17 protein-coding genes and 1 tRNA gene are annotated in these 14,962 nt (G+C 72.4%); 10 read left to right on the top strand and 8 right to left on the bottom strand.

Annotated elements, in window-relative coordinates; all coding sequences use genetic code 11:
* Window positions 1-123 precede the first annotated feature (123 nt).
* Window positions 124-1,422, bottom strand: coding sequence for an amidohydrolase family protein (locus tag ASG36_RS02950; RefSeq protein WP_055759240.1), 1,299 nt, complete (start codon window positions 1,420-1,422; stop codon window positions 124-126).
* Between the two features lie 92 nt (window positions 1,423-1,514).
* Between ASG36_RS02950 and ASG36_RS02945 the strand changes: the two genes are divergently transcribed.
* The 7 genes from ASG36_RS02945 (at window position 1,515) to ASG36_RS21735 (ending at window position 7,881) form a co-directional block, all read left to right on the top strand.
* Window positions 1,515-2,294 carry a creatininase family protein gene (locus tag ASG36_RS02945; protein WP_055759238.1) on the top strand — a complete coding sequence of 260 codons (780 nt, stop codon included), beginning with the start codon at window positions 1,515-1,517 and terminating at the stop codon, window positions 2,292-2,294.
* Window positions 2,291-3,046, top strand: coding sequence for an SDR family NAD(P)-dependent oxidoreductase (locus ASG36_RS02940; RefSeq protein ID WP_235494510.1), 756 nt, complete (start codon window positions 2,291-2,293; stop codon window positions 3,044-3,046). The genes ASG36_RS02945 and ASG36_RS02940 overlap by 4 nt, the downstream gene beginning before the upstream one ends.
* Complete coding sequence (locus tag ASG36_RS02935) at window positions 3,043-3,783, top strand: cysteine hydrolase family protein (RefSeq protein ID WP_055759235.1); 741 nt, start codon at window positions 3,043-3,045, stop codon at window positions 3,781-3,783. Before ASG36_RS02940 ends, ASG36_RS02935 begins: the two co-directional genes overlap by 4 nt.
* 8 nt (window positions 3,784-3,791) lie before the next feature.
* A complete protein-coding gene (locus ASG36_RS02930) occupies window positions 3,792-4,229 on the top strand; it encodes a cupin domain-containing protein (protein ID WP_055759232.1) in 438 nt (145 codons plus the stop codon).
* Window positions 4,226-5,797 carry an AtzH-like domain-containing protein gene (locus tag ASG36_RS02925; RefSeq protein ID WP_055759228.1) on the top strand — a complete coding sequence of 524 codons (1,572 nt, stop codon included), beginning with the start codon at window positions 4,226-4,228 and terminating at the stop codon, window positions 5,795-5,797. Before ASG36_RS02930 ends, ASG36_RS02925 begins: the two co-directional genes overlap by 4 nt.
* 195 nt (window positions 5,798-5,992) lie before the next feature.
* Window positions 5,993-6,922, top strand: a complete 930-nt coding sequence (locus tag ASG36_RS02920) for a hypothetical protein (protein WP_055759225.1) — start codon at window positions 5,993-5,995, stop codon at window positions 6,920-6,922.
* Window positions 6,919-7,881 carry a hypothetical protein gene (locus ASG36_RS21735; protein ID WP_157498526.1) on the top strand — a complete coding sequence of 321 codons (963 nt, stop codon included), beginning with the start codon at window positions 6,919-6,921 and terminating at the stop codon, window positions 7,879-7,881. Before ASG36_RS02920 ends, ASG36_RS21735 begins: the two co-directional genes overlap by 4 nt.
* A 36-nt stretch (window positions 7,882-7,917) precedes the next feature.
* Here ASG36_RS21735 and ASG36_RS02910 read toward each other — a convergent pair whose 3' ends face one another.
* Both ASG36_RS02910 and ASG36_RS02905 read right to left on the bottom strand, forming a co-directional pair.
* Entirely contained in the window at window positions 7,918-8,247 is a 330-nt protein-coding gene (locus tag ASG36_RS02910; protein WP_055759219.1) for a tyrosine-type recombinase/integrase, read from the bottom strand.
* Between the two features lie 344 nt (window positions 8,248-8,591).
* Window positions 8,592-8,664: transfer RNA gene (locus tag ASG36_RS02905), tRNA-Arg, on the bottom strand.
* A gap of 176 nt (window positions 8,665-8,840) precedes the next feature.
* Here ASG36_RS02905 and ASG36_RS02900 point away from each other — a divergent pair.
* Window positions 8,841-9,338, top strand: coding sequence for a single-stranded DNA-binding protein (locus ASG36_RS02900; RefSeq protein WP_055759216.1), 498 nt, complete (start codon window positions 8,841-8,843; stop codon window positions 9,336-9,338).
* A gap of 149 nt (window positions 9,339-9,487) precedes the next feature.
* Entirely contained in the window at window positions 9,488-11,158 is a 1,671-nt protein-coding gene (gene ettA / locus ASG36_RS02895; protein ID WP_055759213.1) for an energy-dependent translational throttle protein EttA, read from the top strand.
* Between the two features lie 87 nt (window positions 11,159-11,245).
* On the opposite strand, the gene ASG36_RS02890 is transcribed toward ettA, so the two are convergent.
* Window positions 11,246-11,677 carry a protein-tyrosine phosphatase family protein gene (locus tag ASG36_RS02890; protein ID WP_055759210.1) on the bottom strand — a complete coding sequence of 144 codons (432 nt, stop codon included), beginning with the start codon at window positions 11,675-11,677 and terminating at the stop codon, window positions 11,246-11,248.
* A gap of 44 nt (window positions 11,678-11,721) precedes the next feature.
* On the opposite strand from ASG36_RS02890, the gene ASG36_RS02885 reads away from it, so the two are divergent.
* Entirely contained in the window at window positions 11,722-12,147 is a 426-nt protein-coding gene (locus ASG36_RS02885; RefSeq protein WP_055759207.1) for a thioesterase family protein, read from the top strand.
* Here the strand turns inward: ASG36_RS02885 and ASG36_RS02880 are convergent.
* Genes ASG36_RS02880 through ASG36_RS02865 form a run of 4 tightly spaced genes read right to left on the bottom strand, consistent with a single transcriptional unit; the run spans window position 12,144 to window position 14,594 of the window.
* On the bottom strand, window positions 12,144-12,659 hold the full coding sequence (locus tag ASG36_RS02880; RefSeq protein WP_055759204.1) for an MOSC domain-containing protein: 516 nt from the start codon (window positions 12,657-12,659) through the stop codon (window positions 12,144-12,146). The two genes, ASG36_RS02885 and ASG36_RS02880, sit on opposite strands and share 4 nt — an antisense overlap.
* Window positions 12,656-13,288 carry an energy-coupling factor transporter transmembrane protein EcfT gene (locus ASG36_RS02875; protein WP_055759201.1) on the bottom strand — a complete coding sequence of 211 codons (633 nt, stop codon included), beginning with the start codon at window positions 13,286-13,288 and terminating at the stop codon, window positions 12,656-12,658. Before ASG36_RS02875 ends, ASG36_RS02880 begins: the two co-directional genes overlap by 4 nt.
* Entirely contained in the window at window positions 13,285-14,034 is a 750-nt protein-coding gene (locus ASG36_RS02870) for an energy-coupling factor ABC transporter ATP-binding protein (RefSeq protein WP_082522739.1), read from the bottom strand. Before ASG36_RS02870 ends, ASG36_RS02875 begins: the two co-directional genes overlap by 4 nt.
* Complete coding sequence (locus ASG36_RS02865) at window positions 14,031-14,594, bottom strand: biotin transporter BioY (RefSeq protein ID WP_055762269.1); 564 nt, start codon at window positions 14,592-14,594, stop codon at window positions 14,031-14,033. The genes ASG36_RS02870 and ASG36_RS02865 overlap by 4 nt, the downstream gene beginning before the upstream one ends.
* Window positions 14,595-14,962 lie beyond the last annotated feature (368 nt).

Here is a 14,962-nt window from a genome sequence, read left to right as displayed (position 1 = left end):
GACCGCACTGTCGCCCGCGACCGTGACGGAGGCGTTACGGCCGACGCTCGTCCTCCGCCACCACCGTGCGTCCTCCTCCACCGACGTCGGTGGAGGAGGACGCACGCTGGTCGTCGGAGCTGATCAACGCCGGCGGGCGGTGAGCAGGGTGGTGAGCTCGCGGACGACGTCGGACTCCTCGCGGTTCACCAACCGGCCGTCCCGGACCACCACCCGGCCACCCACCACCACGTGCTTCGGCCGTCGGCCGGGGGCGGCCCACAGCAGCCCGGCGACCGGGTCGGCCACCCCGGCGTCGGCCACCCCGGTGACGTCCCAGCACACCAGGTCGGCGCGGGCGCCGACCTCGATGCGGCCCAGGTCGGGTCGGCCCAGCCCGTCGGCCGAGCCGGTGGTCGCCCACCCCAGGACCTCGCGGGCGCTCACCGGCCGGCCGACCAGCGGGGCGACCTGCATCGCCAGCCGGGCGTCGGCCAGCAGGTGCCCGGCGTCGTTGGACCCGCCGCCGCTGGTGCCCAGCCCGACCGTCACTCCGGCGTCGGCCAGCGCGGCCACCGGGGCGATGCCCCAGCCCATCGGCAGGTCGCAGCCGGGCGCGTGGGTGGCGGTGACGCCCGTCGCGGCCAGCCGGGCGACCTCGGCGTCGGTGACCTCGCACAGGTGGGCCAGGGTGACGTCGGGGGCCAGCCAGCCCCACTCGTCCAGCAGCTCCAGCGGCCGCCGGCCGTACCGCTCGACCGCGATGACCACGTCGACCTGCTCGTTGGCCTGGGTGCGTCGCCGCAGCCCGCGGGCGGCGGCGACCTCGGCCATCAGCCGGAAGGTCTCGGGGGAGTCCGAGTGCACGCCGGCCGGGCCGACGGCGACCTGCACGACGCCGTCCTCGGTCACGCCGTCGCCCCCGACCCCGGAGTGCGGCACCAGGGCCGCGGCGATCGCGTCGGCCGAGGCGGCGGCGGTCTCGGCGTCGTCCCGGGCGCTGCCGCGGACGAACGCCACCCGGGCGCCGAGCTCACGGGCCGCCGTCGCCGTGGCCGAGGCGATGCCCACCCCGCCGTCGGCGAGCGTGGGCCAGGTCAGGTGGTGGTCGGCGACCGTGGTCACCCCGCACAGCAGGGCCTCGGCCAGCCCGGCTGACGCGGCGGCGTGCGCCAGCTCGGCGTCCACCCCGACCGCGGCGTAGGCCGCCGCCATCGTCGGCAGCCACTGCGCCATCAGCACGCCCCGGGTGGCCGGCAGCGTGCGGAAGGCGGTCTGCAGGAGGTGGTGGTGGGCGTTGACCAGACCCGGGGTGACGACGCAGCCGGTGGCGTCGAGCACCTCGCCGCCGGACGTCGCCCCGAACCGGCCGTCGTCCCCGCAGGTGAGGTCCCCGGTCCCGTCCTGCCCCAGCACGGCCACGGCTCCTCGCACGGTCAGCATGCGGCGACCCTGACAGCCCCGTGTTCCGCCCAGGTGACAGCTGGAACGCCGCCGTCACCGGCGCGCAACGACCCGCCCCTAGCGTCCGCCGGGTGACCGTCCGACTGCTCACCGAGCTCTCCGCCCCCGCCATCGCCGACGCGCTCGGCCCGGACTCGGTGCTCGTGCTGCCGACCGGTGCCATCGAGCAGCACGGCCCGCACCTGCCGGTCGCGACCGACCTGATCACCGCGCAGAGCATGGCCGAGCTGGCCGTCGCGCAGTTCGGCGAGGAGCTCGACCTCTGGCTGCTGCCGCCGCTGGCCTACACCAAGAGCAACGAGCACCACTGGAGCTGCGGCACGTTCTGGCTCTCCGCGCAGACCATGCTCAGCGTGCTGCACGACCTCGGCTCGTCGATGACCAAGACCCCGGCCCGCCGGCTGGCCTTCCTCAACGGGCACGGCGGCAACTCCGCGCTGCTCCAGGTGGCCGCCCGCGACCTGCGGATCGCGTACGGCCTGCGCACCTTCACGCTGCACCCCTCGCTGCCGGCCGACCACGGCGGGAAGAGCCCGGAGAGCGAGCTGGGCCTGGGCATCCACGGCGGGCACGAGGAGACCTCGCTGATGCTGCACCTGCGCCCGGAGCTGGTGGACATGGAGAAGGCGCAGCGCTGGGTGCCCGAGCAGCTGACCGAGTACCGGCACGTGCGCTTCGGCGGGTCGGTGAGCTTCGGCTGGACGTCGGACGACTTCGGCCCCGACGGCGTGATCGGTGACGCGAGCACCGCCACCGCCGAGCACGGCAAGGAGAAGACCGAGGCGATGCTGGCCTACCTGGGGGAGGCGTTCGCCGAGGTCGCCGCCTTCGACCCCGGCCCGCGGTCGTGAGGCTCGCCGGCAAGCGGGTCGTCGTCACCGGCGGGGCCCGGGGGATCGGCGCGGCGATGGTCCGCACGTTCGCCGCCGAGGGTGCCGTCGTGGCGATCGTGGACCGGCTGGCCCCCGAGGCCGGGAAGCTGGCCGCCGAGGTGGGCGGGCACGCCGTGGAGGTCGACCTGGCCGACGTCGCGGCGACCCGCACGGCGACGACGACGGCGATCGACGCCCTGGGCGGGGTCGACGTGCTGGTCAACAACGCCGGCATCCTGCGCTTCGCCTCGTTGCTGGACCTCGAGCCGCACGAGTGGGACGAGGTCTTCGCCGTCAACGTGCGGGCGATGCTGGTGACCACCCAGGTCGCCGTCACCGCGATGGTGGCCGAGCGGGCCCCGGCGCGCCCCGGCGACGTCGTCGGCAAGATCGTCAACACCGCCTCCATGGGCGGCAAGGCCGGCGGCGCGGGGCAGGCGCACTACGCGGCGTCCAAGGCCGCCGTCATCGGCCTCACCCGGGCCACCGCCGAGGAGCTCGGCCCGCTGGGCATCACCGCCACCTGCCTGTGCCCGGGGTACGTGCTCACCGAGATGGGCGCCGGCACCCGGACGCCTGCCGACGTCGCCCGCTGGTCGACGAGGTCGCCGCTGGGCCGCCTCGGCGAGCCCGAGGACGTCGCCCGGGTGGCGCTGTTCCTGGCGTCGTCGGACTCGGACTACCTGACCGGGGACGCGCTCAACGTGGCCGGCGGGATGATCACGCATTGAGCCGCAACGCCTGGGGGTTGAGCCCCGACGCCGTCGACCTGCGGCGCCCGGTCGTGGAGTGCCGGCCGGTCGAGGTGGCCGCGCTGCCCCAGCGGCTGACCCTGGACCTGGCCCGCACCGCGCTGGTCGCGGTCGACCTGCAGAACGACTTCTGCCACCCCGACGGCTGGCTGGCCTCGATCGGCGTCGACGTCTCCGGAGCCGCCGCACCCGTCGCCGCACTGACTGCCGCGCTGCCCCCGCTGCGCGCAGCCGGCGTCCCGGTCGTGTGGCTGAACTGGGGCAACCGGCCCGACCGGGCCAACCTGCCGCCGGGCGTGCGGCACGTCTACGACCCCGACGGCGCCTCGACCGGCATCGGTGACCCGCTGCCCGGCGGCTCACGGGTGCTGGAGCTGGGCTCCTGGTCGGCCGGGCTGGTGGACGAGCTGGTGCCCGAGCCCGGTGACCTGCACGTCGCCAAGTACCGGATGAGCGGTTTCCCCGACACCCCGCTGGACTCGGTGCTCCGCAACCTGCGCGTGGACACCCTGCTGTTCGCCGGCGTCAACACCGACCAGTGCGTGCTGGCCACGCTCACCGACGCCGCCAACCTGGGCTACGACGTCGTCCTCGTCGAGGACCTCTGCGCCACGACGTCCCCCGACTTCTGCACCGCCGCGACGCTCTACAACGTGCGGCAGTGCTTCGGCTTCACCACCACCTCGGCCGAGCTCCTCGCCGGCCTGCACCCGTAGGAGATCCCGTGGCCATCGCCCCCGTCGTCAAGTCGCTGTCCGACATCACCCCGCACTACATCGGGGACAACCGCTCCGTCCGGCTGGCCGTGCTGTCCGGTCCGGCCGACGGGTCGGGCACGACCGTCGTCCTGGAGATCTGGGAGCCCGGCGGCTCCCAGCCGGACAACTCGCACGAGGAGTCGACCGAGACCTTCGTCGTGCTGCGCGGGACGGCGCGGGCGCACAGCGACGAGCACGTCGCCGACCTCGGCCCCGGTGACGTGATCGTGCTGCCAGCCACCTCGGTGCACCACATCGTGAACACCTCGGCCACCGAGCGGCTGTACACGATCACCGTGATGGAGAACGACGGCGGTTTCGCCGACCTGATCCTGACCGGCCCGGAGGCGTCCCTGGACGCCGCGGATGCCGCGGTGCTGGGCGCCGTCCTGACCGCGGCGTGAGCGTCCCGGACGAGGTGCGGGCCGCGGTCGCCCGGTACGAGACCGCGCTGGGGGCCAACGACCTGCCCGAGCTCGACGCGCTGTTCGCGCCCGGGGACGACACGCTGCGCGCCGACGCCGGGGGAGTGCTGGTCTCGCACGCCGCGATCAGCGACTACCGCCGCGGCCGGGGCGGGGCACCGGCGCGCACGGTGACCGCCCTGCACGTGGTCGAGCACACCGCCGACCTGGCGACGGCGGTCGCCGAGACGCTGCGCCCGGACGGCACCCGGGGCCTGCAGACCCAGGTGTGGGAGCGGGGTGCCGCGGGCTGGCAGGTCCGGGTGGCGCACGTCAGCTCCGGCCCGGTGCCCTCGACCCGGACGGCGGCCGACGCCGAGTCCGAGCGGGCCGACCCGGCGACGTGGCGGGTGGTCGGATCGCCGCTGGTCGCCCCGACCTTGGCCGGGCCGCTGGACGGGGTCTCGGTCGCGGTCAAGGACCTGCTGGACGTCGCCGGGCATCCGGTCGGCGCGGGCAACCCGGTGCGGCTGGCCCAGGCCGTGCCGGCGGCCACGCACGCCCCGGTGCTGGCCGACCTGCTCGCCGCCGGCGCGCACGTGCAGGGCATCGCGCGCACCGACGAGCTGGCCTACAGCCTGTCGGGGACGAACGTGCACCACGGCAGCCCGGTCAACCCCTGGGGTGCGGGGCTGGTGGTCGGGGGCTCCACCAACGGTCCGGCGTCGGCCGTCGCGCGCGGGCAGGCGGACCTGGGGTTGGGCACGGACACGGCGGGGTCGATCCGGGTGCCGGCGTCGTACTGCGGGCTGCACGGGCTGCGGCCCACGCACGGGTCGCTGCCGCTGGACGGGGTGCTGCCGTTGGCTCCCGGGTTCGACACCGTGGGCTGGCTGACCCGCGACGCCGGCCTGCTGCACGAGGTGGCGTCGGTCCTGCTGCCGGACGCCGCGCCGATCACCTCGCTGGTGCTGGCCACCGACCTGGTGGCCCTGGCCGACGCGGCGGTGGCGTCGGCGCTGACGTCGGCGGCGGCTGAGCTGGCCGCGGCCTCGGGGCTGCCGGTGCGCAGCGCGCAGCTGGTGACGCCGGAGGAGCACGAGAGGTGGTTCACCGCGTTCCGGACCGTGCAGGGCGCCCAGGCGTGGGCCGCGCACGGGGCGTGGATCGAGGCGAACCCGGGCGTGCTGGGGCCCGGGATCGCGCAGCGGTTCGCCGACGGGTCCGCGGCCGGGCCGGACGTGGTCGCCGTGGCGGAGGTGGTGCTCGCCGAGGGTCGTGCCGCGCTGCGCGAGCGGGTGGGTCTCGGCGTCGCGGTGCTGCTGCCGGCGGCCAGCTCGACCGCGCCCCCGGTCTCGGCGCCGGCGGAGCGGAAGGCGGTCTACCGGGCGGCGACGTTGCGGCTGACCTGCCTGGCCGGGGTGGGCGGGCTGCCGTCGGCGGTCGCGCCGGCCGCGCTGGTCGAGGGCCTGCCGGTGGGGCTGGCGCTGCTGGGCGCCGCGGGCAGCGACACGGCTCTCACCGCGGTGCTGGCCTCCTGGGACCGGCGCCTCGCGCCACCGTCCTGACCTGCGTGGTGCGCTCGGCGGGAATCGAACCTGCGACCAAGGCGCCGAGCACGGCGAGTTCGACGGGGTCGGGGGTGTAAAAGACGGTGCTGCCCAGCATGGCGGTGTACCTCCGTGGTCGGTGTGCCACCACGGTGCAGAACCAGCCCGTCCGTCTGTGCAGAAATTGTCGGTAGCGGGACGTACGTTCCGAGGATGAGCGAGTCGCTGACGGTTACGCAGTTCCTGCATACCGCCTACCGCAACATCTACGACTCGCTCACGGCGTGCGGCCAAGACGAGAGCCGCTCCCATGACGCCCCGGCGTTTCAGATGATGGAAGAAATCGAGCAGGAAGGCGATGCCCCGGCGACGGCGCAGGAGATTCTCCTCCGCATCGGTGGGTTCATTCTCGCGAGCGTCGGCATTCGGGTACGACAACATGTTGGCGCGCTGGCGCTGACCTACACCAGCGGCGACCCCGGCCCCCACTATGAAGGTGAACCATTCGATGCGTACCAAAGATGGCCCGGCGGAGCCGCATTCACGATTGCCAGGTCGATTCTGGAAGGAGTGGCTACTGCTTGTTGGCTGGTCGAGGCGGCTCCGGGTGTTGACGCATTTCTGCGCAGGGTAACCCTTCTCGAGTTGTGGTCGTCCGCCCATAACGACCGAGCTGGCGAAGCCCCCCGTCTTCTTGCCGAGACGAAGTCCTTGGTTCAGGGAGCTGGTTTTGTCGTAGTTCACAAGGAGGGGGCCATGCCCGGTCTGCAGGTGGTTGGTCGACCACCCGAGCGATTCCACCACAGCGTCGCCATCCGGACCGTCTTCGGCGAAGAAGGCGCCGCGCTTTACAGTCAGTGGAGCGGGCGATCGCATCATGCGCTTTGGTCCGAAAGGGGCCGCCTGACCGCCACCGCGCAAGAGCGGATATCTGGGGCGGGGATGTCCTTCCGGTCAGACATGGAGGAATACGCCCATGTCGCAGTAGTAGCGAACGTGGCGAAGATGGCCGCTAGGTACATCGACGACTTGGCGACCTATTACGGTCGGAGCAATGGGGCGGGGGAGTTACATAACCTGGCCGCCTTCTTGCAGGAGCAAGCCCATGCCGCGCTGAACGAGAGGCTGCGAGAAGGTCGATGACCACACCGCCGCACGATGGCGAGGCGGTGACGCCACCTGCCGCTGAAAGCGCCGATGCTGGCAGGAGAGATGCGACAGGTCCGAAGAGGCGCGGCCCGCTAGCTCACAATCCGGACCTCGACCACCTCCGCATACCGCCATCCGACAAGTGCTGGTGGTGCGGCAGCAAGGCCGACACGCAGGAGCATCGGTTCAAGCACTCATCGTTGCGTCGGGTCGCGGCCGGGAAGGGTCCCACCAATGTCTTCAAGGTCAGCAACGACTATTCCGGAACCCTCAAGAGCATTTCAAAGGGCGTGCAGGTGAAGTGGCCGAAGAATCTATGCGCAAACTGTAATGGTTCGCGCAGTCAGCCCTTCGACTACGCCTACGACGAGTTCGAGGCTTTCCTCTTCGATAACGGGTCTTGGCTGGGTGGGCGGTCAAGTTTAGATTGGACCGAAGTTTTCGGTGAAGACTGGAAAGTTGGGGCGGCCAATCTCGCACGCTACTTCGGCAAGCAGTTGGGGTGCATGCTCGCTGCGCAGAATCTCCTAGTGCCGGCTGAATTGGTGCAGTTCCTCGATGGAAGCCAGAATTGCCCCAGCATTGGCTTCTCTATGGCTCGAAACTGGCGTGGGGTCTCAGCCGACCGCGTGATGCGCCGACATGATCGTGGTGGGGAAGGCTTGATGAACTTCATCGGTCTACTGCCCGCCCCCGCCTACACCACCGAGGGCAGGTTCAGTGGAATCGACTACGGATGCCATATTGGCTACGTCTGGATGGTCGCCACTTGGCGTGCCGAATCGCAGCAACGCGCGTGGTTCGAACAACGCGAGCTATCTCTGCCCCTGTTCAACGGGTCCGTCCGCGAGAAGCTGAGGTGGTTGCCCCGGCTGGCAGGAATGGAGTACAAGCACGCACGGGAGAAAGTGGCATCGCTGACGAAGCTCCTCCCTGGCAAGTTCAAACGCTAGGTCGTCAGCGCCCTACGTGGACCACGGCTGCTCGGGTCAGGAGGCGGTGCTCGCTGCTCTGGCGGCCCGCACCTTGGCGAGCGCGGCGGCGTAGTCCGGCTCCTTCGGGGTGTGCAAGTAGACCTTGTCGGTGAAGGCGACGCTGGAATGGCCCAGCCAAGGGCTGACCAAGAACGTGTCGATGCCGTCCGCAATCCACTGGCTGGCGCAGGTGTGCCGCAGGTCGTGGAACCGCACTCCAGTGAACGACTCGGCGGGCAGGCCCACGGCGGCCACGGCCGGGCGGTAGACCGTCTTGTAGAACAGCAATGCGTCCCACAGGTGGTCTGCGTCGGCGCTGCCGTAGTCCAGACCCCCGGCGCCCACGGCCGGGCCACAACGGGGCGTCTAGTTCGTCACGCCGTGGGTGGGCGGCCAGGTAGGTACCCACGTCGTGCAGCAGGTCGTCGTCCAGGATCGGCACCCGTCCTGCCGGCGCTCGCGTCCTTGGGCTTTGCCGTGCACTCGCCTCTGACGAGTGCCAAGGAACCAGCGGGTGTTGCCCGGCCATGATGGGGCTGATCAATGCAAGGACGCAAGGGCTGCAGCGGGGATGGGACGAGCCCTGTAGATCTGATTTCTGGGGCGGGGTGTCGCCCAGGAGTGGCTCACGGGGCTGTGTCGTTCGGACGGGCCACGGACCGCTAACCGTTCTACCTGGTGATTCAAAGTGCGCCCGGCAGGAATCGAACCTGCGACCAAGGGATTAGAAGGCCCCTGCTCTATCCGCTGAGCTACGGGCGCTCGGCGGCGCCGATCATCCCATCCGCCCTAGCCGGTCCCGGCGCGACGTGCATGCCGCCGTCCACATCCGGGGTGTCGTCCACAGAACGGTCGGGGCCGGGCTCCGGCGGCCCGGGTGGACCCAAGGTCAGGGGGAACCGGCGGCCGTCGCCGGCGAGACCACCCGGAGGACCGCCATGAGCCAGACCCAGATCACCGTCGTCGGCAACGTCGTCGACTCACCCGTCCGCCGCCGGGCCGGCACCGGTGAGGTCACGAAGTTCCGGATGGCCGCGACCGACCGCTACTTCGACTCCGCCGCCGGCCAGTGGGTCGACGGCGACACCTTCTACGTCGACGTCGACGCCTGGAGCGCGCTGGGAGCGAGCGTGTCCTCGAGCGTCTTCAAGGGCGACCCGGTCGTGGTGACCGGGAAGATCGCCACCTCCGAGTACGAGGTCGACGGCGCCAAGCGCAGCCGCCCGGTGGTCCGGGCGTTCGCGGTCGGGCACGACCTGGGCCGCGGGAGCGCGGTGTTCAAGCGGACCCCGAAGGCCGCCGAGCAGCCCGCCAGCGGTCCCGAGGGCGGGGACACCGGTGAGGTCGACCCGACGGCCTACACGACGACCGAGGACGGGGAGCCGGTGGACACCCGCACCGGCGAGCTCGCCGACTCGGGCGCGGCCCCGTTCTGAGGCCGGTGCCGGGGCTGGGTCTCCCGGTCCCGGCGCCATCGGGGTTGCCGGGGGCTGGGAGACTGGGGTGCAGGTGTGGCGTGCGGACCCTGGTCGGTCGCCCCCACCGCTGAGACCAGCACGATCCCCGATCCCGACGGAAGGCTCCCGTGGCCCAGTACATCTACTCCATGGTCCGCGCGCGCAAGGCGCACGGAGACAAGGTGATCCTCGACGACGTGACCCTGGCGTTCCTGCCGGGGGCGAAGATCGGCGTCGTCGGCCCCAACGGCGCCGGCAAGTCGACCGTCCTGAAGATCATGGCCGGCCTGGAGCACGCCTCCAACGGCGACACCACGCTGGCCCCCGACGCGACCGTGGGCATGCTGCAGCAGGAGCCGCCGCTCAACGAGGACCTCGACGTCCGCGGCAACGTGGAGGAGGCCGTCAAGGAGGTCCGCGACGCCCTCACCCGCTTCGAGCAGGTCAGTGCCGCGATGGGCGAGCCCGACGCCGACTTCGACGCGCTGCTCGCCGAGCAGGGCGACCTCATGGAGGTCATCGAGAACGCCGACGGCTGGGAGCTCGACAACCGCATCGAGCAGGCCATGGACGCCCTGCGCTGCCCGCCCGGCGACGCCGACGTGCGGGTCCTCTCCGGTGGTGAGCGTCGCCGCGTGGCGCTGTGCAAGCTCCTGCTCGAGGCGCCGGACCTCCTCCTGCTCGACGAGCCCACCAACCACCTGGACGCCGAGTCCGTGGCCTGGCTGGAGGCGCACCTGGAGAAGTACGCCGGCACCGTCGTCGCCGTGACCCACGACCGGTACTTCCTGGACAACGTGGCGCAGTGGATCCTCGAGCTCGACCGCGGTCGGGCCTACCCCTACGAGGGCAACTACTCCACCTACCTGGAGACCAAGGCCGCCCGCCTCAAGGTCGAGGGGGCCAAGGACGCCAAGCGCGCCAAGCGGCTCAAGGACGAGCTGGAGTGGGTCCGCTCCGGCGCCAAGGCCCGCCAGGCCAAGAGCAAGGCCCGCCTCGCCCGGTACGAGGAGATGGCCGCGGAGGCCGACAAGTTCCGCAAGCTGGACTTCGAGGAGATCCAGATCCCGCCGGGCCCGCGCCTGGGCAGCGTGGTCATCGAGACGAACAAGCTGGTCAAGGGCTTCGGCGACCGGGTGCTCATCGACGGCCTGTCCTTCTCGCTGCCCCGCAACGGCATCGTCGGCATCGTCGGCCCCAACGGCGTCGGCAAGACCACGCTGTTCAAGATGCTGGTCGACCAGGAGACCCCCGACGGCGGTGAGATCAAGGTCGGCGAGACGGTCAAGATCAGCTACGTCGAGCAGAACCGCAGCGGCATCGACCCGACCAAGAGCCTGTGGGAGGTCGTCTCCGACGGCCTGGACCACATCAAGGTCGGCAACGTCGAGGTGCCCTCCCGGGCCTACGTGTCGGCGTTCGGGTTCAAGGGCCACGACCAGCAGAAGAAGGCCGGCGTGCTGTCCGGTGGTGAGCGCAACCGCCTCAACCTCGCCTTGACGTTGAAGCAGGGCGGCAACCTGCTGCTGCTCGACGAGCCCACCAACGACCTGGACACCGAGACGCTCACCAGTCTGGAGAGCGCGCTGCTGGAGTTCCCGGGCTGCGCCGTGGTCGTGAGCCACGACCGCTGGTTCCTCGACCGGGTGGCGACGCACATCCTGGCCTACGAGGGCGACTCCCAGTGGTTCTGGTTCGAGGGCAACTTCGACGACTACGAGAAGAACAAGATCGAGCGCCTGGGCGCCGACGCGGCCCGCCCGCACCGCGCGACCTACCGCAAGCTCAGCCGCGACTAGGGGCCGTTCCAGTCGGTTCGCTCGGGCCTCTCCTCGCCGAGTGACAGCTGAGCGGGGTCACCCGGGCGTCCGGACCCCGCGCAGCTGTCACTCGACGTGTGGACCTGGGCGGAGGAAGTCCTGCACGAACCGGCGCTGGGCGGGGGTCTCCACCGCGCGGCGCCGGTACGCCGTCCGCACCCAGGCGACCGCCTCGGCCGGCGGCACGCCGTCCAGGACGGCCAGGCAGGCGAGGGCGGTGCCGGTGCGGCCGGTGCCCCCGGCGCAGGCCACCTCCACCCGCTCGGTGGCGGCCCGGGACAGCAGGTCGACCAGCGCGTCCCGCAGGTCGGCGGGGGAGCGGGGGAGCCGGAAGTCCGGCCACGCCACCCAGCGGTGCGCCCAGCGCACCGGGCGGTCCCGGCCCAGCAGCACCAGCCCGAACCCGGGGTCGGGGAGCTCCTCGCGCAGACCGCGTCCCCGCACCAGGCGGCCCGAGGGCAGCTCGACCACGCCGCGGTCGCCCGCCGTCCAGGTCACCCCCGCACCGTAGGGCGGGCCGGGGTACGGCAGGGTGTGCGTCCGTGAGGTTCTCGGTGCAGGTCCCGATGCGCTGGTCGGACATGGACGCCTACCAGCACGTCAACAACGTCGCCTTCCTCGGCTACTTCGAGTCCGCGCGGGTGGCGCTGTTCTTCGACCAGCCCACCCACGACGAGATCACCGGATTGCGCCGCGGCATCGTCGTCGCCAAGCACGAGATCAGCTACAAGCGGTCGGTGGTCTACGACGCCGCGCCGCTCGAGGTGCAGATCTGGTGTTCCGACGTGCGCGCGGCGGCCTTCACCTGCCACTACGAGCTCTTCGACCACGGCCGGCTGGCCGTCACCGGCAGCACGCTGCTCGTCCCGGTGGACTTCGCGCTGAACCGGCCGCGCCGGCTCACCGCCGACGAGAAGGAGTTCATCGGCGCGCACCTGGACGAGGGCCCGCTGCCCACCAGCGGCTAGACCGGCACCGGGCGGTCGGCCGGAGCGCCCAGGGAGGCGGCCTCGGCGTCGGAGACCACCCGCACCGCACTGCCGACCGCGATGGTCCCGGCCGAGTAGACCCGGACGTTGATGCCGCCGCGGTGGGCCATCGGCCTCACCAGCGGCAGACCGGTCAGCGTGGCCAGGTGCCGGCACGGCGGGCAGCGCTTCATCCCGAAGGCGAGCACGTCGCCGAGCACGAACCACCGGCCCACCAGGCCGGGCAGGTCGATGCCGCGCGTCACCACGTTGCGCCGGGTGTCGGCCGGGGTGAACGGCGCGCCCAGCTCGGCGGCCACCTCGGCGACGGCGTCGGCGTCGACGAGGGTCAGCTGCTTCTCCCCGTCGGGCCAGTCCGCCCAGGTGCCGCCGCCCAGGGCGTAGCGGTCACCGGCCAGCCCCACGCCGGGCAGCGCCTGCGCGGCGGACACCGACACCATGGGCGCAGCCGCCTCGGGGGCCAGGTGGATGGCGACGACGGTGGGGGTCACGCCTCGGAGTCTGCCCCGCGGGCGTCCAGCGCCTCGGCGAGGGTGTGGGCCAGCACCAGCACCTGCACCAGCAGCGGGACGACGATCCGGGCCTGCGCCCGCGGCCCCCGGCCTGCCCCACCGCGGGCGGCCTGGGCCTCCCGGATCCGGGCGGCGCGTTCGCTGATCACCGGGATGAAGCGCAGCGTCATGGCGACGAGCAGGCCGATCCGGGCCGGGCGCACCCCGAACACCCGCAGCGGCGAGCAGACCCGCTCGACCACCTCGACCATCTCGCTGACCCGGCTGGTGGCGGTGACGACGGCCCCGGCCAGCACGAGGGTGAGCAACCGGGTCACGGCCAGCCCGCCCTCGGTCAGGCCCACGCGCCAGCCGTCCACGAGCACGTGCACGACGAGCAGGGCCAGCAGCACCCAGAGCACCGCCCGGGCCTGGTGCCACAACACGGCCGAGGGGAGTCCGGCCAGGCCGAGGCCGACCAGCAGCACGACGGCCAGCCCGCCCAGCACGACCGGCCAGGACGCGAACACGAACAGCAGCAGGCTGCCAGCAGCCAGCAGGGCGAGCTTGACCCCGGCGGGCACCCGGTGCACCGGACTGCCCGAGGCGACGTAGAGCGCGAGGGTCACCGGCGGGCGTCCATCAGGGCCCGGTAGGCCGCCAGCGCGGGTGCGGGGGCGTCGTCGGCGGCGATCCGCCCGCGGTCGACGACCAGCACCCGGTCGAAGTCGGTCAGCAGGTCCAGGTCGTGGGTGACCACGACGACCCGCTCGTCCAGGGTGGTGATGAGGTCGGCGATCCGGCGGGTGTTGAGCAGGTCGAGCAGCGTGGTGGGCTCGTCGAAGACGATCCGGTGCGGGCGCATCACGACCACCCCGGCGATCGCCAGCAGCTGCTTCTGCCCACCGGAGAGCAGGTGGGCGGGGTGGTCGGCGTGCCCGTCGAGCCCGAACCGGACCAGCGCCTCGGCCACCCGGGTGGCGCGCTCGGCGGGGGGCACGCCCTGGTTCTGCAGTCCGTAGGCGACGTCCTCGGCGACCGTCGGGTGCACGATCTGGGCGTCGGGGTCCTGGAAGACGAAGCCGACCCGGCGGCGGACGGCGCGCAGCTCGGTGGCGGTGGACAGCCCGTCCACCAGCACCTCGCCGCTGGTGGGGAGCACGAGGCCGTTGAGCAGCCGGGCCAGGGTGGACTTGCCCGAGCCGTTGGCCCCGACGACGCCGACCCGTTGCTCGTGCAGGGTCACCGTCAGGTCGGTGAGGACGGTCCGCTCGCCGTAGGCGTGCCCGACGTCCCGCAGCTCGATGCCCCGCGCGGGGTCGGCGGCGGCGGCCGGGGCGGTGCTGCCGTCGGACGCCGACCGCCGGCGTCTCACGGGGCCGTGGCCGCCCGGCGGGGCCGCTCGATCACCGGGTAGGCCCGGCGCACCTGGACGGCGACCACGCTGGCGATGGCGACCTTGACCGCGTCGCCGATCAGGAACGGGACCGCGCCGGAGGCGAGGGCGGCACCGAAGGACAGGTCCAGGACCAGGGCGAGCACCGTGACGCCGACGGCGTAGACGACCACGATGCCGCCGACGACGTTGGCCACCACGGCCCAGGCCAGGTTGTAGCGCGACCACACCCGCTCGGTGACGAACCCGATCACGGCGGCACCGACGGGCCAGGCCAGCAGGTAGCCGGCGGTGGGGCCGGCGAAGACGGCCAGTCCGCCCCCGCCACCGGGCAGCACGGGCAGCCCGACGGCCACCAGGACCAGGAACAGCAGCATGGCCAGGAAGCCGCGGCGGGCGCCCAGCACCGAGCCGGCGAGCATCACCCCGAGGGTCTGGGCGGTGATCGGCACCGGCCCGACGTCGATCGCCGGCACCAGGCCGAGGACGGCGGTGAGGGCGGCGAAGAGCGCGACGAGTGCGAGGTCCCTGGTCTTCACGAGGTGCGTGCCTCCGGCTGCGACGGCGGGGTGGGACCGTGCGTCCCGGTCGGCGGAAAAGTACCCGACCACGCCGGGGTCGCCGCCCGGTGGGGCGGGGCCCGCCGCGCTGACCTGGGCATCCGAGACAGGAGTTGCACCCATCGGCGGAGCGCAGTTGGCTGGTCACGCACGGGGGTCGACAGGGCAGGTGGATCGACGATGGCGACCGGCTGGCGTGCTGCGTGGCGGTCCTGGTGGGACCCCGCAGCGGACCCGGCGGCTCCCCGTCCGTCTCCCGCGCCGCCCCGGTCGGCCCCGGCACCCCCTGACCCGTCCGGCTCCACCGGACGTCCCGGGTCGCCCGTCGACCCGGACCGCGGCGCACC

The sequence above is a fragment of the Geodermatophilus sp. Leaf369 genome (genome assembly GCF_001424455.1).
Taxonomy (GTDB): domain Bacteria; phylum Actinomycetota; class Actinomycetes; order Mycobacteriales; family Geodermatophilaceae; genus Klenkia.
Note: the sequence above shows the minus strand (reverse complement) of the source record. Positions and strands in the feature narration are given on the sequence as shown.